This window comes from Serratia sp. Tan611 (assembly GCF_905188235.1).
Classification (GTDB): Bacteria; Pseudomonadota; Gammaproteobacteria; order Enterobacterales; family Enterobacteriaceae; genus Serratia_B; species Serratia_B rhizosphaerae.
Genome location: NZ_LR994655.1, coordinates 1790954 through 1814465, shown reverse-complemented (window position 1 = coordinate 1814465; position 23512 = coordinate 1790954). Strand labels below are relative to the sequence as shown.

19 protein-coding genes are annotated in these 23512 nt (G+C 56.1%); 4 read left to right on the top strand and 15 right to left on the bottom strand.

What is annotated here, in order from left to right; all coding sequences use genetic code 11:
• Positions 1 to 117 precede the first annotated feature (117 nt).
• Positions 118 to 891 (top strand): envelope biogenesis factor ElyC, encoded by a 774-nt coding sequence (elyC, locus tag TAN611_RS08545; protein ID WP_105230530.1) that lies wholly within the window; start codon positions 118 to 120, stop codon positions 889 to 891.
• A gap of 92 nt (positions 892 to 983) precedes the next feature.
• On the opposite strand, the gene kdsB is transcribed toward elyC, so the two are convergent.
• The 3 genes from kdsB to TAN611_RS08530 form a co-directional block, all read right to left on the bottom strand.
• Positions 984 to 1733: a 3-deoxy-manno-octulosonate cytidylyltransferase gene (gene kdsB / locus TAN611_RS08540; RefSeq protein ID WP_105230529.1), complete on the bottom strand. Its 750-nt coding sequence runs from the start codon at positions 1731 to 1733 to the stop codon at positions 984 to 986.
• On the bottom strand, positions 1730 to 1912 hold the full coding sequence (locus tag TAN611_RS08535; protein WP_105230528.1) for a Trm112 family protein: 183 nt from the start codon (positions 1910 to 1912) through the stop codon (positions 1730 to 1732). The genes kdsB and TAN611_RS08535 overlap by 4 nt, the downstream gene beginning before the upstream one ends.
• A gap of 305 nt (positions 1913 to 2217) precedes the next feature.
• Entirely contained in the window at positions 2218 to 3444 is a 1227-nt protein-coding gene (locus TAN611_RS08530) for a winged helix-turn-helix domain-containing protein (protein WP_203067540.1), read from the bottom strand.
• Here TAN611_RS08530 and TAN611_RS08525 point away from each other — a divergent pair, their 5' ends adjacent.
• Positions 3445 to 3588 (top strand): hypothetical protein, encoded by a 144-nt coding sequence (locus TAN611_RS08525; RefSeq protein ID WP_158684790.1) that lies wholly within the window; start codon positions 3445 to 3447, stop codon positions 3586 to 3588.
• 80 nt (positions 3589 to 3668) lie between these two features.
• On the opposite strand, the gene TAN611_RS08520 is transcribed toward TAN611_RS08525, so the two are convergent.
• Together TAN611_RS08520 and TAN611_RS08515 are read right to left on the bottom strand one after the other, a co-directional pair.
• Positions 3669 to 3890 carry a cold-shock protein gene (locus tag TAN611_RS08520; protein ID WP_105230526.1) on the bottom strand — a complete coding sequence of 74 codons (222 nt, stop codon included), beginning with the start codon at positions 3888 to 3890 and terminating at the stop codon, positions 3669 to 3671.
• Between the two features lie 220 nt (positions 3891 to 4110).
• Positions 4111 to 4320, bottom strand: coding sequence for a cold shock domain-containing protein (locus TAN611_RS08515; RefSeq protein WP_015671765.1), 210 nt, complete (start codon positions 4318 to 4320; stop codon positions 4111 to 4113).
• A 541-nt stretch (positions 4321 to 4861) separates the two neighbouring features.
• Between TAN611_RS08515 and TAN611_RS08510 the strand changes: the two genes are divergently transcribed.
• Positions 4862 to 6268, top strand: coding sequence for a VOC family protein (locus TAN611_RS08510; RefSeq protein WP_203067539.1), 1407 nt, complete (start codon positions 4862 to 4864; stop codon positions 6266 to 6268).
• A gap of 1 nt (position 6269) precedes the next feature.
• On the opposite strand, the gene lpxK is transcribed toward TAN611_RS08510, so the two are convergent.
• The 10 genes from lpxK to TAN611_RS08460 form a co-directional block, all read right to left on the bottom strand.
• Positions 6270 to 7250, bottom strand: a complete 981-nt coding sequence (gene lpxK, locus TAN611_RS08505) for a tetraacyldisaccharide 4'-kinase (RefSeq protein WP_105230525.1) — start codon at positions 7248 to 7250, stop codon at positions 6270 to 6272.
• Entirely contained in the window at positions 7250 to 8998 is a 1749-nt protein-coding gene (gene msbA / locus TAN611_RS08500; RefSeq protein WP_203067538.1) for a lipid A ABC transporter ATP-binding protein/permease MsbA, read from the bottom strand. The genes lpxK and msbA overlap by 1 nt, the downstream gene beginning before the upstream one ends.
• A gap of 35 nt (positions 8999 to 9033) precedes the next feature.
• Entirely contained in the window at positions 9034 to 11088 is a 2055-nt protein-coding gene (locus tag TAN611_RS08495) for a DNA internalization-related competence protein ComEC/Rec2 (RefSeq protein ID WP_203067537.1), read from the bottom strand.
• 321 nt (positions 11089 to 11409) lie between these two features.
• The gene (ihfB, locus tag TAN611_RS08490) at positions 11410 to 11694 is read right to left on the bottom strand and encodes an integration host factor subunit beta (RefSeq protein WP_015671760.1); all 285 of its coding nucleotides are present in this window, start codon (positions 11692 to 11694) and stop codon (positions 11410 to 11412) included.
• Between the two features lie 63 nt (positions 11695 to 11757).
• Positions 11758 to 13431: a 30S ribosomal protein S1 gene (gene rpsA, locus TAN611_RS08485; protein ID WP_041411759.1), complete on the bottom strand. Its 1674-nt coding sequence runs from the start codon at positions 13429 to 13431 to the stop codon at positions 11758 to 11760.
• A gap of 193 nt (positions 13432 to 13624) precedes the next feature.
• Positions 13625 to 14314, bottom strand: a complete 690-nt coding sequence (gene cmk / locus TAN611_RS08480; protein ID WP_105230522.1) for a (d)CMP kinase — start codon at positions 14312 to 14314, stop codon at positions 13625 to 13627.
• Between the two features lie 265 nt (positions 14315 to 14579).
• Positions 14580 to 15866, bottom strand: coding sequence for a 3-phosphoshikimate 1-carboxyvinyltransferase (gene aroA, locus TAN611_RS08475; protein ID WP_187043354.1), 1287 nt, complete (start codon positions 15864 to 15866; stop codon positions 14580 to 14582).
• A 109-nt stretch (positions 15867 to 15975) separates the two neighbouring features.
• Positions 15976 to 17061: a 3-phosphoserine/phosphohydroxythreonine transaminase gene (gene serC / locus TAN611_RS08470; RefSeq protein ID WP_105230520.1), complete on the bottom strand. Its 1086-nt coding sequence runs from the start codon at positions 17059 to 17061 to the stop codon at positions 15976 to 15978.
• A 342-nt stretch (positions 17062 to 17403) separates the two neighbouring features.
• Positions 17404 to 18450 carry an L-asparaginase 2 gene (gene ansB / locus TAN611_RS08465; protein WP_203067536.1) on the bottom strand — a complete coding sequence of 349 codons (1047 nt, stop codon included), beginning with the start codon at positions 18448 to 18450 and terminating at the stop codon, positions 17404 to 17406.
• Positions 18451 to 18690: 240 nt separating this feature from the next.
• Positions 18691 to 21108 carry a membrane-bound PQQ-dependent dehydrogenase, glucose/quinate/shikimate family gene (locus TAN611_RS08460; protein ID WP_197951694.1) on the bottom strand — a complete coding sequence of 806 codons (2418 nt, stop codon included), beginning with the start codon at positions 21106 to 21108 and terminating at the stop codon, positions 18691 to 18693.
• Positions 21109 to 21657: 549 nt separating this feature from the next.
• Between TAN611_RS08460 and ycaO the strand changes: the two genes are divergently transcribed.
• Positions 21658 to 23421 (top strand): 30S ribosomal protein S12 methylthiotransferase accessory factor YcaO, encoded by a 1764-nt coding sequence (ycaO, locus tag TAN611_RS08455; RefSeq protein ID WP_105230518.1) that lies wholly within the window; start codon positions 21658 to 21660, stop codon positions 23419 to 23421.
• Positions 23422 to 23512: the final 91 nt, after the last annotated feature.

Genomic DNA, 23512 nt, shown 5'->3' with positions numbered 1-23512 from the left:
GGGCAACACGCTCCCCACCAAACCTGCTATTTTGGCACAGACTGGCATAGAATAAATCTTCTTACGGCCGGAATGTGCCCGGATGTCGTTTTTTCGCCCAAAAGGACCGGATTTTTAATGCTGTTCAACCTGAAAAAGTTTATTGGCGGCATCATGATGCCGCTGCCCGCCCTGCTGTTACTGATGGCGCTGGCGCTGTTGCTGCTGTGGTTCACCCGCTGGCAGAAAAGCGGGAAAGTAATTCTCAGCCTGAGCTGGCTGTTTTTACTGCTTTTCAGCCTGCAGCCGGTCGCCGATCGGCTGCTGCGGCCGATTGAATCCACCTACGCCACCTATCGCGGTCATGACCCGGTCAATTATATCGTGGTTTTAGGCGGGGGTTACACTTTCAATCCGGACTGGGCGCCCAGCTCAAACCTGATCGGCAACAGCCTGCCGCGGGTTACCGAAGGCGTACGGCAGTATCTTGCACATCCCGGCGCGAAAATGGTGTTTACCGGCGCGCGCGGCGCCAATACCTTGAGCAATGCGGAAACCGCAGCGCGGGTGGCGGAAAGCCTGGGCGTGCCGCGCCGCGATATCGTGGTGCTGGATCGCCCGGTGGATACCGAGCAAGAGGCGGCGCAGGTCGCCAAACTGATTGGCCGGCAGCCGTTTCTGCTGGTGACCTCCGCCAACCATCTGCCGCGCGCCATGCGCTTTTTCGAGGCGCAGGGGCTGCGGCCAATTCCGGCACCGGCCAACCAACTGGCCATCACTTCACCGCTGAATATCTGGGATCGGGTACTGCCTTCCGCCATGTTCCTCAGCCATAGCGAACGCGCCTGGTACGAAACCCTGGGCAGTTTGTGGCAGCGTTTAAAGGGAAATGGCGAGAAGATTGAAGAATAAGAGCAAATGACTTCGCTTTACGCAAACGCGGGTGGAAACTAAAACGGTGAGCAAGCTTACCGGCACCGAACGGCCGGTAAGCTCAGGGAAATCTACGTGTTAAGGCTGTCGCGCACGCGCTGCAAGTCTTCTGCGGTATCTACGCCGACGCTCGGGATGGCCTTTGCCACCGCAACGTGAATCTTTTCGCCGTACCACAGCACCCGCAGCTGCTCCAGCAGCTCGATTTTTTCCAGCGGGCTTGGCGCCCAGCTGACATAGCGGCGGACAAAACCGGCGCGGTAGGCATAAATACCGAGATGACGCAGCAGGTTATCGCCAATCGCGCTTTTAGACTGCGCAAAACGCTCACGATCCCAAGGGATGGTGGCACGGGAGAAATAGAGCGCGTAGCCCTCGGCATCCATCACCACTTTCACCGCATTCGGATTAAACGCCTCTTCCGCCGTTTCAATCGGCGCGGCCAGCGTGGCCATACCGGCGCTGCTCGCCGCCAGATTTTCCGCCACCTGACGAATAATCACCGGCGGCACCAGCGGCTCATCCCCCTGCACATTGACGATGATCTGGTCATCGGCAAAACCGTAATGCTCGATCACTTCCGCCAGACGCTCGGTGCCGGACTCATGATCTTCGCGGGTCATGCACACCTCACCGCCGGCGGCCTCGACCGCACGGGCTACGTCGGGATGATCGGTGGCGACAATCACCCGCTCGGCACCGGATTCACGCGCGCGCTCCATCACATGCACCACCATCGGCTTCCCGTGGATATCCGCCAGCGGTTTACCCGGCAGGCGAGTCGATGCATAACGAGCCGGAATTATTGCGATGAAACTCATGCTTGCTTCTCATCCGGCGACAGCGTGCGCGCTTCGTTTTCCAGCAGCACCGGAATACCATCGCGTAACGGGTATGCCAAGCCGTCCAGCTTGCAGACCAATTCCTGATTTTCTTTATTAAAGTACAGTTTTCCGTTGCAGACCGGGCAAGCAACGATTTCAAGCAAACGGTGATCCATGCTTCCTCCATGGGGAGAGATATGACTGTGGGGAATGTGCATGAGAATAACATAACGCGCCAGCGCAGGTTAATCATTGCTGGTTTTACTGCTGTGCTTTTCGCCAAAATGGCGTGGGGGTTGTGTTGCCCGCCAAGCAGGCGTAATATTTGTGACGTAAGTCACACAATTATGCAAACACCTGCCAATGATGAAACGTATCAATAAAATTATCGCCCTGTTCGCTAATTTCAGCGCCTAAGGGGCCAAGCCTGTAACGAACGGCGATGTCACTCGTTTTACCCCCCCAGAAACAACGCCGTTCGTTATCCCACTTGCCAAATTTCGCCATACTGCTCACGCAATGCTCCCGGTACCGCCCTCAGTCTGACTCGCCCAGCGCCGTGCCACTTCGCCATACGGCTAATAGCCTGAAACAGATCCTGACAGCGCTGCTTGCCCATACGAACACCGGGCTCCAGATGGAAACTGATCACCTCAAATTCCCCGGTTCGCCGATGCATTTTCGCATCGATGCGCCCAATCAGTTCGCCGCGATTGAGCACCGGTAACGTAAAGTAGCCATACTGCCGCTTTCCTTTCGGCGTATAGCATTCCAGTCGATAGTCGAAATTAAACAATTCCAGCGCCCGGCGGCGATCCCACACCACGGGATCAAACGGCGAAAGCAGCGTGGTGACCCGTGAGCGCAGCTTGTTCTGCTCGGCCAGCGGCAGCGCCTCAGCCAGTGAATGGTGCAGATAAAAATCGCCCGACAGCTGTGCAACCTTTATCGGCAGGATCTCGCCCTGCAGCTGCAGCTGCTGGAGTAGTTTTTTAGGCGCAACGCGCTTCAGGCGATAATAGTCAGCCAGCCACTCCGCTTTAAAAATCCCCAGATAGCGACAGGTACGTGCCAACATAACCCGGCGCGCCTCTTCTTCGGACAATGCCTGTCTGGCATCATCCCAGTCCGGCAACAGGCGTTCGGTCAAATCATAAACCCGGTGAAAATTACGTCGCTCGGCCACCATCAGCTTGCCGGCGGTAAACAACGTTTCAAGGTGACGCTTCTCCGGTTTCCACTCCCACCAACCGTTACCGCCCTTCTTCTGCGCGTTAAAATCCGCCGAGCGCTGCGGCCCGTTTGCAGCGATATGGCTCAATATATCGTTAATCGCACCCTGATGCTTTTCCACCCACTCCTGCGAATACTTCCATCCCATCCCCTGCGGGTTCAGCATGCGATGACGCAATAGGGCGAAGTCTTCAATCGGCAGAAAACAGGCTTCATGCGCCCAGTACTCAAAGAGCTGTCGGCCGGCCAGCGCCTGCTCCAGCCACTGTGGCGCATAATCCCCCAGCCGGCTGAATAACACCAGATAAGGGCTGCGGGCAACAACGCTGATGGTATCAATTTGCAGTAGCCCCATGCGTTGAATGGCGGCGACCACATCTTCTGGCCCGGCTTTGCGTTTCGCCGGCGTCAACAACCCCTGAGCGGCCAGATGCAGCACACGGGCTGCGGCCAGTGAAATAACCGGAACGGACATATGGATATCCAGGTGATTAATCAATCGCTTGAGAATAGTGGAAGTTTGCTCATTTTTCTTCAGCGTGTGCATCAGGGAGATGCGAAAATATCAGGGCTAGGCGGCTGCTTGCCAATGATCATGGCAATGGTTAAAGAGCTATGATGGAATGAAGAAGAGTTTGATGTTTTCTTCGCCAGTGCGAGGGGGTGGCGACACCGGCACTGGCGAGGAAGGAGGATGCCTTAGAACGCGATAACGTCTGCGGCGGACAGCCCGTGTGAGCTGCGACAGATCGAGAACTCAACGTTCTGACCTTCATTTAATGACTTGTTTTTCGTATTGGCGATAGCGCGACGGTTCACATAAATTTCATCGCTGCCGTCAACCGGTAAAATCACACCGTAGCCTGCGGCTTGGTCATACCATTTTACACGGCCCATTTTTAACATTGTATTTTTAAACATAATTATTTCCTTTCTTTCGGGCATCCGTAACAACGCTATTTGTTATTATTGTCTGGATGCTAACCGCCCATCCTAAAGTTTTTCGTAACAAACCTCTCATGAGCAACAAATAAAAAACCCGCACAACGGCGGGCTTATTGAACTTAATATCTTCCGCATGACTCGGCAAGCGCCTCATCAAGGTTGTATCAAGATCTCTATACGCTATTTCCTGTAAAACTTACAGAGCAACAACGTTGGCGGCAGCCGGCCCGCGCGGGCTGTCTTCAATGGTATACTCAACGCGCTGGCCTTCAGCCAGGGTCTTGAAACCATCGGTCATGATTGCGGAGAAGTGTACGAATACATCTTTGCCGCCGTCTTGCTGCTCAATGAAACCAAAACCTTTACTCTCATTGAACCACTTAACCTGACCGGTCTTCTTAGACATTACATTTACCTTTTAAATATTTACAAAACCTGCCATAAGGCAATTTTGGCCATTGCAGAAACATTACTTATGGGAGGTACTTAGAAGGTTCGTCTTTGAAGCGGAATCGAATGATAACGTTTATGGAGGAACTGCTTAGTAAACTGATTACCTAAACTTCTAAATCTTGTCTCGTACATAAATAGGTCTGAATCACAGGCCGAATTCATTTACTCATAAAACCCCAGATTACACAAGGGGGTTTTCACACTATTTTTATCCCTGCGTGTCATTTAATTTTATACCCATGATTAGTATCGAATTATTTTTTGCAAAGTACGGTAAAGAAAACCCGCCTCGCCGTTTTTTTGATGCTTGAATGGCGCTCCCGATGCCGCAAATGAGAGCTAACGCATAAAAATCTAATATGGTTACGCAACATATAACAAATCCATAACCCGATGACTAAACTTGGAGTGATAACAAGGTGAACGGCATGATCGGCAGCACTTTCACCGGAACCGTCATTTTTCAGATAAAACTGAACAAAGGAGCGATGCGCATGACTGCCCAGCAGTTCGTTTCACCCAATGAAATCCGCAGCCGGTTCTCTCTGGCGATGTCGGAAATGTATCAAAAAGAGGTGCCGCTCTATGGTGAGCTATTAAGTCTGGTAGCTGAGACCAACCGCCAGGTACTGAGCAGCGATAGCGAATTGGCACATCAGTTACAAATCACCGGTGAAATAGAGCGCCTGGCCATGGAGCGTCATGGCGCCATCCGCGTCGGCACGGCTGAAGAACTGACGACATTGCGCCGGCTGTTTAACGTGATGGGCATGTCGCCCGTTGGTTATTACGATCTGGCGCCCGCGGGCGTACCGGTACACTCCACCGCCTTTCGCGCCGTTCACGAACAGGATCTTCAGGCCAGCCCTTTCCGCGTATTCACCTCATTATTACGTCTGGAGCTGATTGATCAGCCTGAACTGCGTGCGCTGGCGCAACGCCTGCTAGAACGCCGCTATATTTTCACCGACCGAGCGCTGGCGCTAATCGAGCAACATGAAAACCAGAGCGGATTGACCGCTGAGCAGGCAGCCGAATTTGTTGAACAGGCGCTGGAAACCTTCCGCTGGCACAGCCAGGCTACCGTCAGCGCCGCCGAATACCAGCAGTTACACGATCAACACCGGCTGATTGCCGATGTGGTGGCCTTTAAAGGGCCGCACATTAACCATCTAACGCCGCGCACGCTGGATATTGATGCGGCGCAGAGCACCATGCCGCAACGGGGGATCACGCCTAAAGCCGTTATCGAAGGCCCGCCCCGTCGCCGCTGCCCGATTCTGCTGCGGCAAACCAGCTTTAAAGCACTGGTGGAACAGGTAGCTTTTGTTGAAAGCGACGGCGCCGCCGTAATGGGACAACACACGGCGCGCTTTGGCGAGATAGAGCAACGCGGCGTCGCACTGACGCCCGAAGGCCGCGCTCTGTATGATCGCCTGCTGCAGGCAACCAACGATGCGCTGCAGGCCACGCCAAGCGAAGGCAATGCGGCGCATTATTACCAACTGTTGCAGGACAACTTCCGCGCATTCCCGGATGACTATCCGACGCTGCGCGAGCAACGCCTGGCCTGGTTCCGCTACTTCCCTACCGAACTCGGGCTGGCGGCGAAGGAACGTCTGGATGACAGCTGGACGCTGGAGCAGTTAATCGCTGAGGATTACATCCGCTTCCAGCCGCTGGTGTATGAAGATTTTCTGCCGGTCAGCGCCGCCGGCATTTTCCAGTCAAATTTGGGAGACAACGCGCAGGCACATTATAATGCCACTTCCAGCCGCAGCGCTTTTGAGCAGGCGCTCGGCATGAAAGTGGTGGATGAACTGACGCTGTACCGGCAAACGCAGCAGCGTTCACTACAGGCCTGCGCGCAAGCGCTGGGGCTTGGCGCGCTGGAGGCCTGATTTACTTCTTCAGATGGGATTCGATACGTTGCAGCAGTGATGCGGCCTGTTCTTCGGGAAAAACGGCGTCAACCGGCAAATACCACCAGTTATCCTGAGCAAAGGCGCGGCATTTAACCGCGTCTTTTTCCGTCATCAACAGCGTCTGACCCGGTGAGGCCAGCGCCTGCAGCTGCTCTGGGCTATAGTCCTGATGATCGGCAAACGCCACTTCCCGCGCGACGTTAACGCCCAGCTTTTCCAGCGTGGCAAAAAAACGCGGCGGGTGGCCAATGCCCGCCATCGCAACCGCCTGCGGCAGCTGCGCCGCCGGCAACCGTTCGCCAGTAGCAATATTTACCGCGTCACGCGCCTGTAGCTTCATGGCGATCTCACCCGGCTGCGCCACCCCGCCGTTGGTAATGCAGGCATCAACGCTCTGCAAACGGCTGGCGCGCTCGCGCATCGGCCCGGCCGGCAGCCACCAGCCGTTGCCAAAACGCCTCACGCCGTCAATCACCACCAGCTCAACGTCGCGCTGCAACGCATAATGCTGCAGGCCGTCATCAGTAATCACCAGATCAAGATCGTGCTGCGCCAACAGCGCCTGTACCGCTTCCGTACGCTTGGGCGATACCGCCACCGGAGCCGCGGTGCGCTGATAGATCAACACCGGCTCATCCCCGGCCTGCCGGGTCGTCGTCTGTGCATTCAGCACCAGCGGATAAACCGCCGATTTGCCGCCATAGCCGCGGGAAACCACGCCAACCCGGTAACCACGCTGCTGCAGCTGTTCGACCAGCCAGATAACCGTTGGCGTTTTGCCATTGCCGCCGGCGGTCAGGTTACCCACCACCACCACCGGCACCGGCGCGCGCCAGCTTTTACGCCAGCCGAGCCTGTAGCTCAGCCGAATAAGCCCGCTCACCAGGCCATACAGCCAGGAGAGCGGTAGTAACAGCAGGTAGAGCAGCGAACTGCCGGACCAGATACGTTCGATCATTATTCACCAAACTGCATGCGATGCAGCTGCGCGTAAGCACCCTGCTTCGCGAGCAAATCAGCGTGCTCGCCACGCTCGACGATACGGCCGTCCTCAACCACCAAAATCTCATCCGCTTTTTCAATAGTGGACAGGCGGTGGGCGATAACCAGCGAGGTGCGGTTCTTCTGAAGTTCGTCCAGCGCCGCCTGAATCGCACGTTCGGATTCCGTATCCAGCGCCGAGGTAGCTTCATCCAGGATCAGTATCGGGCAATCGCGCAGCAGAGCACGGGCGATGGCGATACGCTGGCGCTGGCCGCCGGAAAGCATCACGCCGTTTTCACCGATCACCGTATCCAGACCCTGATCCATTTTCTCGATAAAGTCCATGGCGTAAGCCATTCGCGCCGCTTTCTCAATATCTTCACGGCTATAACGGTCTTCACGCGCATAGGCGATATTATTGGCGATAGTATCGTTAAACAGATGGACGTTCTGCGACACCAGAGCTACCTGATCGCGCAGCGACGCCAGCGTGTATTCACGCAAATCGTGCCCATCCATCAGGATCTCGCCTTGCTGAATGTCGTAGAAGCGGGTCAGCAGATTGGCAATCGTCGATTTACCCGAACCGGAGCGTCCGACCAAGGCGACCGTTTTGCCTTCCTCAATCGTCAGGCTGATATCACGCAGCGCCGGCGTATCTTTCCCCGGGTAGTAGAAGGTGACATTACGCAGCTCGACATCCCCTTTGGCGCGCTTGATTTCGCGCGTGCCGGTATCTTTTTCCTGTTCCATATCCAGAATGGAGAACAGCGTCTGGCAAGCCGCCATGCCGCGCTGGAACTGAGCATTGACGTTAGTCAGCGATTTCAGCGGACGCATCAGTGCAATCATGGAGGAGAACACCACGGTAATGGTACCCGCTGTCAGGGTCGCCATCACACTAGGGAAGCTAGCGGCGAACAAGACGAAAGCCAGCGCCAGCGAGGCAATCAGCTGAATAATCGGGTCGGAAATCGATGAGGCGGAAACCAGTTTCATCCCCTGTTGGCGCATACGGTTACTGACCGTGTTAAAACGTTCGGTCTCCACCTGCTGGCCGCCGAAAATCAGAACTTCCTTATGCCCTTTCAGCATCTGTTCAGCGCTGGTGGTCACCTGCCCCATCGTATTTTGCATGCTTTTACTGATATTACGGAAACGCTTGGAGACCATGCGGATAGCGATAGAAACAATCGGCGCCAGTACGATCAAGATAAGCGACAGCTGCCAGCTGTAGTAGAACATCATGATAAACAGGCCGATGATTGAAGCGCCTTCACGCACCACGGTCACCAGCGCACCGGAAGATGATGAGGCCACCTGTTCGGAATCGTAGGTAATACGCGACAACAATGTACCGGTAGACTGCTGATCAAAGAAGGATACCGGCATACGCATCATATGACCAAACAGCCGCCGGCGCATATGCATCACGACCATCCCAGATACCCAGGAAATACAATAACTTGAAATGAAGCTGGTTACGCCGCGCATCAACATCAGCCCGATCACGGCCAGCGGCATCCACACCAGAACGCTGCTGTCTGCTTTACCAAAGCCGTCATCCAGCAGAGGTTTGAGCAAGGATAGCATCAGGGTATCGCCTGCTGCGTTCAAAACCAGCGCAATAGCAGCAACAACTAACCCTGCCTTGAAAGGGGTGATCATCGGCCATAAACGACGGAATGTCTGCCAGGTCGAGAGATCTTTATCATTCATCATGCAAATACCAGCATCGGAAGAAATAGCGGCCCATTTTACTCATTATCCCCCCTTTCTCCAAACCGCTGATGGTACCAACGGGGCATTAATTGCTCACGAAAGCCTTTAATTTGCCAATCATTGTCGAAAAACAGCACGCTCAACTGCCCGGAGCGTGAAGTGTCATGCCATGCAATGCGATAGGAACGGTAACGCCCGATGATTTTTTCCGCAGGCAGGCGCCACTGATTGTAGCGGGAAGCGGAGGCTAACGCCGCGGCCGGCGCCACCGCCCGCAGAAATGGCGGCGTAGATGAGGTCTTACTGCCATGGTGCGGCACCTGCAGCAAGGTGGACGGTAACTCGGCGCGCTGTTTCAGCAATGCCGACTCCCCTCGGGCTTCCAGATCGCCGGTTAACAGCAGGCTGAATCTTCCATCATCGACGCGAATCGTACAGGAATCATCATTGCCCACATGCTTCAGGCGCTGCGGAGGCCACAACACGCGGAAATTAAGCCCGCGCCATTGCCACTGCCGTCCCTGTACGCAGGCATAATGGCCGGCGGCATGCAAAGGAGAATACACCGCCGCTTTGCCGTCACGTTCGATCACCACCGCCAGGCCATGCCCCACATCCAGCATATCGACACGCCAACGATAATCTGCCTGACGCTCACGCCACGTCAGGCAACAGAGCAATACGGCGATACAACCACCAGGAGAACTGACCCAACAGCGTAAACGCCAGCCGAGCACGCTTAACCACCCCAGCACACTGAACGGCAGCAGCGCACTGCCTACGCGCAGCCATCCCTGCTCCAGCCATGGCAACGGCCAGATGGCCCATGTCAGCGACAGATTGGCCCAGCTCCAGAACCAACCCGCCGCGGCGCTCCCGGCCCCGGCGATAATAGCAAACAGAATCATGGGGACACTGAGCAACGATACAATCGGCACCGCCCAGAGGTTAGCCGGCAATGACGTCCAGGTCACGCCGTGGAACAACCCGAACTGCATCGGCATCAGTAACAATGTCATACCGAGTTGGATATGCAGCCAACGCAGCGGTGCCCAATACCAACCAGCATTGAAAGGTGATGGCAGCGCCGCCCATTCAAACCAGAAGATCAAGGCCGCTACCGCCAGTGCCGACAGCCAAAAGCTGTCGGACAATATTGCTAACGGATCGCTCAACAGAATCAGACAAACGCACCACAGCCAAATCTGCCATGGGGTACAGCAGATGCCCCGCAAACGCACCAGCGTCCAGAGCGTCAGCGCAAGCAGCGCACGCACCGCCGGCGGCTGAGCGCCAGCCAGCCATACGTATCCCAGCGCCGCCAGCACGCCGCCAACCAAAGGCAAGCGATAGCCAATCCAGCCGACCGGCAACGAGAGCTGCATCAGCCGCAGCAGGCACCACGCCAGCACGGCCGCCAGTGAAATATGCAGGCCAGAAATCGCCATTAAATGCGCGATGCCCGTTTTAAGAAACAGATTCCGTTCCGTCTGGTTCAGCAGAGCGCGTTCGCCAAACGCCAGCGCCAGTAAAGTACTCTGATGAGATAATCCTTCCGTACGCCGCTGCGCAGCGCTGACAATACGCTGGCGCCAGCTGCACTGCGCATCAAGCAATGCGGCGGACTGTACATAACCACTCAATGGCTGACGACGCGCCATCGCCCAGCGTTGGCTGTCAAAGCCGCCTTGATTCAAGCGGCTGTGTACCGGACGTAAACGCGCTTTAAGCTGCCAGCGTTGCCCGGCACACCACGGCGAATATTTCCAATAAGCGCTAAATGACAACGCCGGGAACAGCCAACGGCCATTAACCTGCTCAATGCGAAACAGTACCTTTCCCGGCTCGTGGTCAGCCAGCGCGACGCTGACAACGCTGACCGTCAGATTAAGCGGCTTACCGCTTAACACAGAGATCTGGCGCGTAAGCTGCTGCGCACTGCCGCAGGCCAACATAAACCCGCACAGCAGCCAGGCGGCATACTGACAATACGCCGATGGCGTTTGTCGCCAGCAGTACACCATCACCAACGCCAGGCCCGCAATCAACAACGGTGCCGGCAACTGCGGCAAGAACAGCAGCGGCGCCATCCCCAGCACCAGAGCAATGGCGGCAATATCTACGGAAATTTTGATAATGCTCTCCCGGTAAACACATCATGATTGCAGGGAGAGTACGTTGATACTCCGCCGGTTATCGGCCAAAAAACGAGTAACGGAATACACAGCGCAGGCTTAATTTCTATTGAGCAAGCCTTACGTTAAGGATGCGCGACAATGCGCAAAATCAGGAGGTAACCACAGGAGAAGCTGGCGGTATATCGTCTGTCATCAGACTGCGTTAGAGGTAAAAAAAAACGGCGCCAACAGGCACCGTTTTATATTCTTTACAAGCAATAACGCTATGGGCAATTAGCCATAGATATTGGCGCGATCGCGCAACTCTTTACCCGGTTTAAAGTGAGGAACGTACTTGCCGTCCAACTCAACCTTATCGCCGGTTTTTGGGTTACGACCAACGCGCGGGGCACGGTAGTGAAGAGAAAAACTGCCGAATCCGCGGATCTCGATGCGCTCGCCATCAGCCAATGTCGCAGCCATATGTTCTAGCATCTCTTTCACTGCATCCTCAACGGCCTTCGCCGGGATATGAGATTGCTGGCCAGCAAGTCTTTCAATAAGTTCAGACTTGGTCATAGTTCCTCCAAGCTTTGCAGCTAAACTACCGTATCGGGGGCGGGAAACACCGCCCCCCCGTCATTACTCGCCTTTAGCCGCTTTGAAAGCTTCAGCCATTGCGTTAGAGAAGTTGCCTTCTTCCTGTTTGTTGTTAACAGTCGCGATAGCATCTTTCTCGTCAGCTTCGTCCTTAGCACGTACGGACAGGCTTACAACGCGGTTCTTACGGTCAACGCCGGTGAATTTAGCTTCAACGTCGTCGCCTACGTTCAGAACCAGAGTTGCATCTTCAACGCGGTCGCGAGAGGCTTCAGATGCACGCAGGTAACCTTCTACGCCGCCTGCTAATTCAACTGTAGCACCTTTAGCGTCAACTGCGGTGACTTTACCAGTAACAATAGCACCTTTCTTGTTCATAGACAGGTAGTTATTGAACGGGTCTTCAGCCAGCTGCTTAACGCCCAGGGAGATACGCTCGCGCTCTGCGTCAACCTGCAGAACAACCGCTGCGATTTCGTCGCCTTTCTTGTATTCACGTACTGCTTCTTCGCCTGCAACGTTCCAGGAGATGTCAGACAGGTGAACCAGGCCGTCGATGCCGCCGTCCAGGCCGATGAAGATACCGAAGTCAGTGATAGACTTGATTTTACCTTCAACACGGTCGCCCTTGTTGTGGGTTTCCGCGAACTGCTGCCATGGGTTAGATTTGCACTGCTTCAGGCCCAGGGAGATACGACGACGTTCTTCATCGATGTCCAGAACCATAACTTCCACAACGTCGCCCACGTTAACAACTTTGGACGGATGGATGTTTTTGTTGGTCCAATCCATTTCAGAAACGTGTACCAGACCTTCAACGCCTTCTTCGATTTCTACGAAGCAGCCGTAATCAGTCAGGTTGGTGACACGACCAGTCAGCTTGGTGCCTTCTGGGTAACGTTTCGCGATAGCAACCCATGGATCTTCGCCCAGCTGTTTCAGGCCCAGGGAAACACGAGTACGCTCGCGGTCGAACTTCAGTACCTTAACGGTGATTTCATCACCCACGTTGACGATTTCGCTTGGGTGCTTAACGCGTTTCCAAGCCATGTCAGTGATGTGCAGCAGGCCGTCAACGCCGCCCAGATCAACGAATGCACCGTAGTCAGTGAGGTTCTTAACGATACCTTTAACTTCCATGCCTTCCTGCAGGTTTTCCAGCAGTTGATCGCGCTCTGCGCTGTTCTCGGATTCGATGACCGCACGGCGAGAAACAACAACGTTGTTGCGCTTCTGATCCAGCTTGATCACTTTGAATTCAAGCTCTTTGCCTTCCAGGTGCAGCGTATCGCGTACTGGACGCACGTCAACCAGGGAGCCTGGCAGGAACGCGCGGATGCCGTTCAGCTCAACAGTGAAACCACCTTTAACTTTGCCGTTGATAACACCGGTCACAGTTTCAGCGTCTTCGTAAGCTTTTTCCAGCGTGATCCAAGCTTCGTGACGTTTAGCTTTCTCACGGGACAGCAGGGTTTCACCGAAGCCGTCTTCTACTGCATCCAGAGCAACGTCAACTTCGTCACCAACCTGGATTTCCAGTTCGCCCTGGGCGTTTTTGAATTGCTCTGCCGGGATGGCGGACTCAGATTTCAGACCGGCGTCAACCAGTACTACGTCTTTGTCGATAGCAACAACAACGCCGCGCACGATGGAACCTGGGCGGGTTTCGATTGATTTCAGGGATTCTTCAAAAAGTTGAGCGAAAGATTCAGTCATGTTGATAATCTTCAGGGTTCTTTGATTTAACGTCCATTTAGCGTCCCGCCGAATGGGGTTGTTTAACATACCCCGCCATTGGCTCCATGCCGACAGGGTTATAAGGTTACAGGGGTAAAATTTTACCCGATATATCATGATACTGCTATGTCAATCAGATGACAAATTTGCAAATAACGCTACGTCGCCGCGCTTATTGCTGCGGCAACGCCAGTGTTTCCTGCGCATATGTCAGCGCCTGCCGGATAACGTCGTCGATCGACATGCTGGTCGAGTCCAGCACCAGAGCGTCGGAAGCCGGCACCAGCGGCGCTATCGGCCGATTACGGTCACGGTCATCCCGTTCCTTTATCTCGGCTAAAAGACGTTCAAAGTTAACATTAAAGCCCTTCGCCTGCAACTGAAGCATACGGCGATGCGCGCGCTCTTCAGAACTGGCGTCGAGGAAAATTTTAACCGGCGCATCGGGGAAAACCACCGTACCCATGTCGCGACCGTCGGCGATCAGGCCCGGCGCTTCGCGAAACGCGCGCTGCCGACGCAGCAGCGCCTCGCGCACCCGCGGGAATGCCGCCGCCTGAGAGGCCGTATTGCCAACGGTTTCGGTGCGGATTTCATTACTGACGTCCTCACCTTCCAAAATCACCTGCAGCTTGCCGTTCTCCGCGACAAACCGGACGTCAAGATGTGCGGCCAGCGGAACCAGCGCCTCCTCTGACGTGATATCAACCTGATGATGCAGCGCAGCCAGGGCCAGCACGCGATAAATCGCGCCGGAATCCAGCAGGCGCCAGCCAAGCGATTCGGCCAATGCCTGGCACAGTGTGCCCTTGCCTGCGCCGCTTGGTCCATCAACGGTAATCACCGGGGCTGTAGCCGTCATGTTGCGTTCTCCTTCGGGTAAAAAACCTCGCAGAGTCCGAGCCGCCGCCACTGCTGTAACACTGACCGGCGCCGGACCAACCTGCTACCCAGCCCAGTCGGGGCGGGTTCGGTGGCGTATTATACGCTGCAACGGCCTGAACTGTTACCCTGCATACGCCCGGTTGCCGAAAATAAGGCCACCAATGGGCAAAAAGTATAGAAGAAACGCCGGGCTTCGCCGCCGTAAAATACAAGAAAGGCCCCGAACGGGGCCTTGATAAGGATTATGCCGGCTGGCTGATGCTGGCCAGCCGCTCGAAATAGTCGGGGAAGGTTTTCGCGGTACATTTCGGATCGAGAATGGTCACCGGGGTATCCGACAGCGCCACCAGGGAAAAGCACATCGCCATGCGGTGATCGTTATACGTGCCGATCTCGGCGAACTGCAGTTTGGCCGGCGGCACGACGTGGATATAGTCTTCGCCTTCATCAACCGTCGCGCCGACTTTGCGCAGTTCGGTGGCCATCGCCGCCAGGCGATCGGTTTCCTTCACCCGCCAGTTATAGATATTGCGGAGAGTGGTCGGGCCGTCGGCAAACAGCGCGGCGGTCGCAATGGTCATCGCCGCATCCGGGATATGGTTCATGTCCATATCAATGCCTTTCAGCTCGCCGCGACGACACTCAATGTAATCGTCCGCCCAGGTGATATGCGCGCCCATTTTTTCCAGCACGTCGGCAAATTTGGTATCGCCCTGCACGCTATTGCGGCCAATCCCGGTCACGCGCACCGTACCGCCCTTGATCGCCGCCGCCGCCAGGAAATAGGACGCCGAAGAAGCATCGCCTTCCACCAGGTAGTCCCCCGGCGAGCGGTAGGTCTGGCCCCCGGCGATACGGAACACGCGGTAGTTGTCATGGCTGACGTCGACCCCGAAGGTTTTCATCAGGTGCAGCGTAATATCGATATACGGCTTGGAGACCAGATCGCCTTTAATATGGATATGGGTATCCTGCTGCGCCAGCGGCGCGGTCATCAGCAACGCGGTCAGAAACTGACTGGATACGCTACCGTCAACGGTGACATCGCCGCCACGGAAGCCGCCGCGCAGGCGCACCGGCGGATAATCGGTCTGCTCCAGATAATCAATCTGCGCGCCGCCCTGGCGCAGGGCATCCACCAGATGGCCGATCGGCCGCTCTTTCATCCGCGGTTCGCCCGTCAGCACCACGTCCCCGGCGGCCAAACACAGCGCGGCGGCCAGCGGACGCATGGCGGTGCCGGCATTACCGAGGAACAGCTCCAGCGGCTGTGCAGCCTGCAGCGGCCCGGCAACGCCGGTAACCGTGCATTCAGTGCGATCGGCAGAGAGCTGATAGCTGACCCCCAGCGCCTGCAGCGCGTTCAGCATATGCCGCACATCGTCGCTATCGAGCAGGTTGGTCAAACGGGTCGTACCCTGCGCCACTGCCGCCAGCAGCAGAGCCCGATTGGATACGCTCTTGGAGCCGGGTAAGTTGACGGTGCCATTGACCAGGGCAACCGGTTGTAACGTCAGGGAATCCACCATGTGAAAAAATACTCTCCAAATCTGATAAACGAAACGGCTCCGGTAATAATGCCGGAGCCGCTTGCATGCAACAACAGCCAATGTTCCCGTCATAGACGGGAAACGGCAATTAACCGTGGCGACGCTCGAAGTCTGCCATAAAATCGGTCAATGTCTGTACGCCGGCCAGCGGCATCGCATTGTAGATAGAGGCGCGCATGCCGCCTACCACGCGGTGCCCCTTCAGCGCCTGCAGGCCAAGGGCCTCGGCTTCGCTGAGGAACACGCTGTCCAGCGCGCCGTCGGCCAGTTGGAACGGCACGTTCATCCAGGAACGGTTGGACGGCGCCACCCGGCTGCGATAGAAGTCGGAATTATCAATCGCGGCGTACAGCAGCTCGGCCTTGGCCTGGTTGCGTTTTTGCATTTCGATCAGGCCGCCCTGCTCTTTCAGCCATTTAAACACCAGACCGGACAGATACCAGGCAAACGTCGGCGGAGTATTGAACATCGAGCCATTCTCGGCCAGCACGGTGTAGTCCAGAATGGACGGTACTTCACGCCGCGCTTTGCCCAGCAGGTCTTCACGCACGATAACCAGCGTCAAACCCGCCGGGCCGATGTTTTTTTGCGCGCCGGCATAGATAACGCCGAAGCGGCTGACGTCCAGCGGGCGGGAAAGAATGGTGGAGGAATAGTCGCCGATAACCACTTTGTCACCGAAGTCCGGCGTTTCATCGATGGCGATGCCGTCGATGGTTTCATTCGGGCAGTAATGCACATAGGCCGCATCGTCGCTCAGTTGCCATTCGTTCATCGGCAAAATAGCAGACAGGCCGTCGACCTCGGTCTTCACATCAATAGCATTCGGCGTGCAATATTTCCGTGCTTCTTTGATAGCGCTCTGCGCCCAGTAGCCGCCGTCGATATAGTCGGCGCTGGCGTTGTCGCCCAGCAGGTTCAGCGGCAGCGCGGCAAACTGTGCACGGGCGCCGCCGTGGCAAAACAGTACCTTGTAGTTCGAGGGGATTTTCAGCAGATCGCGCAGATCCTGTTCGGATTGCTCGGCAACCGCAATAAACTCCTTACTGCGGTGACTGATTTCCATCACCGATGTTCCGAGGCCGTGCCAGTTACAGAGTTCCTGTTCCGCGCGACGCAAAACTTCCACCGGCAGCATTGCCGGGCCAGAACTAAAATTATAAACCTGAGTCATTTCCCCTCACCACATTCACTTATTTCGCCAAATTTGCCTGGCTGACTGAATACGCCCGACGCCGGATAAGTGTGACATCCAGCACATCGGTTTTATCACTCGCGCCCCCCGGCTGCAACGCTTATTCATCCACGAAAAGAAAACGCCCAGCGCCCTTCTCAGCGATGTCACCCTGTGAACCACTTTTTTTATACCAAAAATCAATGATGGCGGCTAATTCAGCGGTTTATCACAGATTTTTGTGCTGCATTTTCGCGTAAGGCTGGCTCATTTATTATCCGTCCGCCACGCTCGCCGGAGCGGCGAAAAAAGGGCCGGCGCGGCCCTTTTACATCATGACTGTCAATATTGGTTAAACATCTGCTGAATCTGCGCCGCATCCCGGGTTTGCGTCAGCGCCAGTTGCAACAAAATACGCGCTTTCTGCGGGTTCAGGGTGCCGGCAGCGACAAACCCGTATTTGGCGTCGTCAATTTCCGCATCCTCCGTGGTGGCGCCGGTCGGCACGCGGGAGGAGCGAACGACGGCCACGCCCTGATGCGCCGCGGTCGCCAGCGTATCAAACAGCGTTTTATAAAGGTTACCGTTGCCGACACCGGCGCTGACGATGCCCTGATAGCCGTCATCAATCAGCGCCTTGGCCGGCGCATCCGACGCGTTGGCATAGCTGTAGACAATACCCACTTTCGGCAGGCTATCCAGTTTACTGACATCAAACGGCGTAGCGCGGGTATGTTTACGCTGCGGCGTACGTTGGTAGTCTATCTTACCGTTATGAATGAACCCCAACGGGCCGTAGTTTGGCGACTGGAAGGTCTGTACCGCCGTGGTGCTGGTTTTGGTGACGTCGCGCGCATCCAGCACGCTGTCATTCATCGCCACCAGCACCCCGCGTCCGGCCGACTGCTTGTCCGCCGCGGTCACCACCGCATTGTAAAGGTTGAACGGCCCGTCGGCGCTCATCGCCGTCGCCGGACGCATGGCACCGACCATCACCACCGGTTTGTCGCACTTCACCGTCAGATCGAGAAAATAGGCGGTTTCTTCCAGCGTGTCGGTGCCGTGGGTAATCACAAAACCATCGGTTTTAGCGCAGTCGGCATTGATTTTCTTCGCCAGCTTCAGCCAAACCTCATCGTTCATATCCTGCGAACCGATATTAACGATCTGTTCCCCCTGAACGTTTGCCACCTCTTTCAGCTGCGGCACGGCATTGACCAGCGCCTCTACGCCCAGTTGGCCCGCCTGATAATTGGATTTGGTTGCCGATTCACCGCCGCCGGCGATGGTGCCGCCGGTCGCCAGAATAGTGACCGTCGGCAGCGCCAGCGCCGAACCGCTGATTCCAGCCAGCAAAAGCGCCAAGAGACTACGTTTGAACGTTTTCATTACATCCCCCGAATTAATTAACCCGCTGAATTATCGCCTTTATCATAATAAAAACCGTGATAGATACGGCGCTTTATAAGACATGTTCCTGATCCAGCGGCAAGTTTAGTTGACCAGAATGACATGATGGATGGGCGGGCGTACGGCGTGGGGAAAGACAGGAAGGAGATGCGGCTTGGCGGCTAGATAAACGAAAAAAACCGCCAAACGCAGACGCGTTCGGCGGTTGCTGACAGGCGATTAATGCTGCGGCAAGGCGTAGGCAATGATGTAATCGCCCACGTCCGGCGAATGGCTGCTGCCCCCGGCGGAAATCACCACATACTGCTTACCGGTTTTCGGTGACTGGTAAATCAGCGGCGCGGCGACGGCGCCGACCGGCAGACGCGCTTTCCACAGTTCCTTACCGGTTGCCGAATCCAGTGCGCGCAGATAGTAATCCTGCGTGCCGGCAAAGAACACCAGTCCGGAGGCGGTGGCAGTCGGGCCGCCCAGGGTTGGCATCCCCAGCGGGATCGGCATATGGGTTTTCATGCCCAGCGGCCCGGTATCCTGTACCGAGCCCATCGGTACCTGCCATACCAGCTTTTTGCTGTGCAAATCGATGGCGGTCATGGTGCCGAACGGCGGCGTATTACACGGCACGCCCAGCGCCGACTGCAGGATATCGATACGTACGCCGCCGTAAGGCCCGGCGATCTGCGGACGCACCGTCCCCATAAAACCGGGGACTTCGTCGGTGGAGATTTTATATTTCGCAACGTCCTCTTTTCTGACCAGCGACATACGCAATGGCATACGCATATCGTTGACAAACATCAACCCGCTACGCTCATCAATTGAGATACCTCCCCAGTTCATTCCGCCGAGCAGGCTTGGCCACTCGATATACGGCTTCTCCGACGGCGGTGTGTACATACCATGATAAGCCGACTCTTTAAAGCTGACGCGGCACAACAACTGGTCAAAGGACGAGACGCCCCACATCGATTTTTCCGTCAGCGGCTCGACGCCGATTTGCGGCATGCCGACCGAGAAAGGCTGCGTGGCAGACAGTCGTTCTCCTTCCGCCACACCTTCCTGCGACACGGCCCGCTCTTCCACCTGCGTAACCGGTTTGCCGGTACGGCGATCCAGCACAAAGATCTGGCCGGTTTTGGTGGTCTGAATCAGCGCGGGAATAGTTTCCCCCTGCTCATTCTTCACATCAAACAGCACCGGCTGCGACGGTAAATCGTAGTCCCAGACATCATGATGAACGGTCTGGTAAACCCATTTGGTCTGACCGGTACTGGCATCGACCGCCACGATGGCCGAACCGTATTTCTCTTTCGCTTCGTTACGATCGCCGCCCCAGTAATCCGGCGGACCGTTGCCGGTCGGCAGATAGACCAGGTTCAGCGCTTTATCGAAACTTGGGATCGTCCAAACGTTCGGCGTTTCCAGCGTATAGGCGCGCCCTTTTACCGGATCGGTGACATTTTCCGGCTGGCCGACGTCCCAAGCCCAGGCCACGTCGCCGGTACGCACGTCAAACGCGCGCACCACGCCGGAAGGCTCGCCGTGCACAATATCACGCACCCAGCCGCCGATAATGGCGATATGCCCCATCACCACCGGCGCCGCCGTCGGGTGATAGCGTTTGCTGTTTTCGGTATCGCCCATGCCTTGCTTCAGGTCGACGCTGCCGTTATCGCCAAATCCCGGGCACAGTTCGCCGGTACGGGCATTCAGCGCCATAAAACGTGCGTCAACGGTGGAAACCAGGATACGCTGCGGACACTGCTGCAACGCTGGCGTGCTCTTTTCGCTCGCGCTCAGGCTGTCGTCTTTATTAGCGTCGTAATAGCCGACGCCGCGGCAGGTGACATGCTCCGCCGTTTTTGCCTGCGGGTCGAATTTCCACAGCGCTTTACCGCTGTCCGCGTCCAGCGCGGTGATCAGGTTTTCCGGCGTACAGGAATAAAGCACATTGCCCACCTGCAGCGGTGTATTTTCATCCACGCCGATGCCGCTGCCGGTGGTACGACGACCGGTGTGGTAAACCCAGGCAACGTCGAGATCTTTAACGTTTTCCGGCGTGATTTGCGTATACGGCGCAAAACGCGTGCCGGACGCACTACGCCCGAAGAATTCCCAATCATCCTCACCCGTTGCCGGCTTGGCCTGCGCGTCAGGCTTGCTCAGCGTCACGTCGTTGCGAATAACATTATGCGGATAAAACGCCGCCACCAACGTCGCCAGCAGCACCACAAAAATGCCCAGGCCACCCCAGTTCGCCAGACGGCGTCGGCCGTTGCCGGTTTGCGGCAGCGTCGGGATGAGCCATAGGCTCAGCATCAATAACAGCGCCGGTACCACCAGCCGCGGCACCAGGCCCCAATAGCTGAACTGTACTTCATACAGCGCCCAACAGAGCGTCAGGAAGAAGGTGATGAGGGAGAGCCAGAAGGTATGTTTACTGCGGACGAGAAAACAAACGGCGATAATCAGATAGGCCAGGCCGCCAAGCAGGTAATACGCACTACCGCCTAACGAAACCAGTTTTCCTCCCCAGATAACAAAAAACAGACCGATACAAAAACTGAGTATGACAAAAAGCAGGCGATAAGCGGTAAAGAACCAGCGCTTACCGGTGCTCTGCTGTGGAGCGTGCATTTTTCTTTCCTTTTACCAACATCGAATAACCGTCAATTTCGCTCACAATGTTATGAGAAAATTAACATTCACGGCGCACACCGTGAGATATTTGTAATACAATTATACATAGTTGTTATTTTTGTGTACATTTATTTGTATTACAAATAAAACATAACAAACCAGACAGTTAGCGTATCCCCCTATCATTTAGCACTCTCAACCACGTTGCGCGCACGATGACACGCCAGGAAAAACCGCTCCGCCAGGCAAGTCCACACTCCCCCTGCGGCGCTGACGAAAAAAATGCCCGGCCAGTGGTTATAAATTCAATAACATAGAAATATTGCCGCGACTGAGCCTACCCTTTGCTGCCCGACGTATGAGAAGATAACGCCTTATGATCCAAGGCGCCGGCGTGTGCGCCGCCTTGCCTCCACCTCGCACGCTGCTGCACGGATGCGAGTCTCGGAAAACACTGACACCTGGCACCTCTCTGCTTGTTCATTACCGGCAAAACAGAGAAATGGTTAAGATCACCTGCTATCTCCAAACATTTAAGTGAAGACAATGACGCAAACTTTTATCCCCGGTAAAGACGCCGCGCTGGAAGATTCCATCAGCCGTTTCCAACAGAAACTGAGCGATCTGGGTTTCAATATTGAAGAAGCCTCCTGGCTCAACCCGGTACCGCACGTCTGGTCAGTGCACATCCGCGACCGCGACTGCCCGCTGTGCTTCACCAACGGCAAGGGCGCCAGCAAAAAAGCGGCGCTGGCGTCGGCGCTGGGCGAATACTTCGAACGTCTGTCGACCAACTATTTCTTTGCCGACTTCTACCTGGGCAAACAGATCGCCAACGGCGATTTCGTCCACTATCCGAACGAAAAATGGTTCCCGATCCCGGCGGACGACTCGCTGCCGGCGGGTATCCTCGATCCGCGCCTGCACGCCTTCTACGATCCGGAACAGGAACTGAGCGCCGGCGATCTGATCGATCTGCAGTCCGGCAACGGTGAACGCGGCATCTGCGCCCTGCCGTTTACCCGTCAGTCCGATCAGGAAACGGTTTATATTCCGATGAACATTATCGGCAACCTGTACGTGTCCAACGGCATGTCCGCCGGCAACACCGCAAACGAAGCGCGCGTACAGGGACTGTCTGAAGTGTTTGAGCGCTATGTGAAGAACCGCATCATCGCCGAATCCATCAGCCTGCCGGAAATTCCGGCCGAGGTGCTGAACCGCTACCCTGGCGTGGTTGAGGCCATCGCCAAGCTGGAAGAGGAAGGCTTCCCGATCCTTTCCTATGATGCTTCGCTGGGCGGCAAGTACCCGGTAATCTGCGTAGTGCTGTTCAACCCGGCCAACGGCACCTGTTTCGCCTCCTTCGGCGCCCACCCGGACTTCGGCGTCGCGCTGGAGCGTACGGTGACCGAACTGCTGCAGGGCCGCAGCCTGAAAGATCTGGACGTGTTCACCGCGCCAACCTTTGATGATGAAGAAGTGGCGGAACATGCCAACCTGGAAACCCACTTTATCGATTCCAGCGGCCTGATCTCCTGGGATATGTTCAAACAGGACGCCGACTACCCGTTCGCCGACTGGAGCTTCAGCGGCAGCACGCAGGAAGAGTTCGCCACGCTGATGGCCATCTTCCAGCAGGAAGACGCCGAAGTGTACATCGCCGATTACGAGCACCTTGGCGTTTACGCCTGCCGTATCATCGTGCCGGGCATGTCCGATATCTACCCGGCGGAAGATCTGCTGCTGGCCAACAACAGCATGGGCGCTCATCTGCGCGACACCCTGCTGGCGCTGCCTGACAGCGACTGGCAGCCGGAAGAATATCTGGCGCTGCTGCAGCAGTTGGATGACGAAGGGCTGGACGATTTCACCCGCGTACGTGAACTGCTGGGCATTGCCTCCGGCAAAGACAACGCCTGGTACAGCCTGCGCGTCGGCGAACTGAAGTCCATGCTGGCACTGGCCGGCGGCGATATGGAGCAAGCGCTGATCTGGGCGGAATGGACGCAGGAGTTCAACGCCTCGGTATTTACGCCGCAGCGCAGCAACTATTATCGCTGCCTGCAAACGCTGCTGCTGCTCGCGCAGGAGCCGGAGCGCGACCCGGCTCAGTACCACAGCGCGTTCGTCAAAATGTACGGCCAGGACGCCGTGGATGCCGCCTCCGCCGCCATGAGCGGTGAAGAGCGCTTCAACGGGCTGTTCGCCATCGACAGCGATCTGCAGGCGCTGCCGGCGCATCAGGCGCTGCTGGCGGCCTATGAGAAGCTGCAGCAGGCCAAGCGTCGCCACTGGGCAAACGCCTAACGCCTAAGCCGGGTGGCATCATCACTGCCGCCCGGCTATTTTCCCCTCTCACCCTCGATTTTTAACCTGAACAACGCCATGCATTTTTTTG

Coding starts and splice junctions, on each gene's coding strand:
- TAN611_RS08525 (WP_158684790.1), top strand. CDS start 3,445: ATGGATATCCAGGTGATTAATCAATCGCTTGAGAATAGTGGAAGTTTG.
- TAN611_RS08495 (WP_203067537.1), bottom strand. CDS start 11,088: ATGGCGCCGCTGCTGTTCTTGCCGCAGTTGCCGGCACCGTTGTTGATT.
- TAN611_RS08510 (WP_203067539.1), top strand. CDS start 4,862: ATGACTGCCCAGCAGTTCGTTTCACCCAATGAAATCCGCAGCCGGTTC.
- TAN611_RS08520 (WP_105230526.1), bottom strand. CDS start 3,890: ATGTTTAAAAATACAATGTTAAAAATGGGCCGTGTAAAATGGTATGAC.
- aroA (WP_187043354.1), bottom strand. CDS start 15,866: ATGGTGGATTCCCTGACGTTACAACCGGTTGCCCTGGTCAATGGCACC.
- ycaO (WP_105230518.1), top strand. CDS start 21,658: ATGACGCAAACTTTTATCCCCGGTAAAGACGCCGCGCTGGAAGATTCC.
- ihfB (WP_015671760.1), bottom strand. CDS start 11,694: ATGACCAAGTCTGAACTTATTGAAAGACTTGCTGGCCAGCAATCTCAT.
- elyC (WP_105230530.1), top strand. CDS start 118: ATGCTGTTCAACCTGAAAAAGTTTATTGGCGGCATCATGATGCCGCTG.
- cmk (WP_105230522.1), bottom strand. CDS start 14,314: ATGACGGCTACAGCCCCGGTGATTACCGTTGATGGACCAAGCGGCGCA.
- lpxK (WP_105230525.1), bottom strand. CDS start 7,250: ATGATCGAACGTATCTGGTCCGGCAGTTCGCTGCTCTACCTGCTGTTA.
- TAN611_RS08530 (WP_203067540.1), bottom strand. CDS start 3,444: ATGTCCGTTCCGGTTATTTCACTGGCCGCAGCCCGTGTGCTGCATCTG.
- msbA (WP_203067538.1), bottom strand. CDS start 8,998: ATGATGAATGATAAAGATCTCTCGACCTGGCAGACATTCCGTCGTTTA.
- TAN611_RS08515 (WP_015671765.1), bottom strand. CDS start 4,320: ATGTCTAAGAAGACCGGTCAGGTTAAGTGGTTCAATGAGAGTAAAGGT.
- TAN611_RS08535 (WP_105230528.1), bottom strand. CDS start 1,912: ATGGATCACCGTTTGCTTGAAATCGTTGCTTGCCCGGTCTGCAACGGA.
- ansB (WP_203067536.1), bottom strand. CDS start 18,450: ATGAAAACGTTCAAACGTAGTCTCTTGGCGCTTTTGCTGGCTGGAATC.
- serC (WP_105230520.1), bottom strand. CDS start 17,061: ATGACTCAGGTTTATAATTTTAGTTCTGGCCCGGCAATGCTGCCGGTG.
- rpsA (WP_041411759.1), bottom strand. CDS start 13,431: ATGACTGAATCTTTCGCTCAACTTTTTGAAGAATCCCTGAAATCAATC.
- kdsB (WP_105230529.1), bottom strand. CDS start 1,733: ATGAGTTTCATCGCAATAATTCCGGCTCGTTATGCATCGACTCGCCTG.
- TAN611_RS08460 (WP_197951694.1), bottom strand. CDS start 21,108: ATGCACGCTCCACAGCAGAGCACCGGTAAGCGCTGGTTCTTTACCGCT.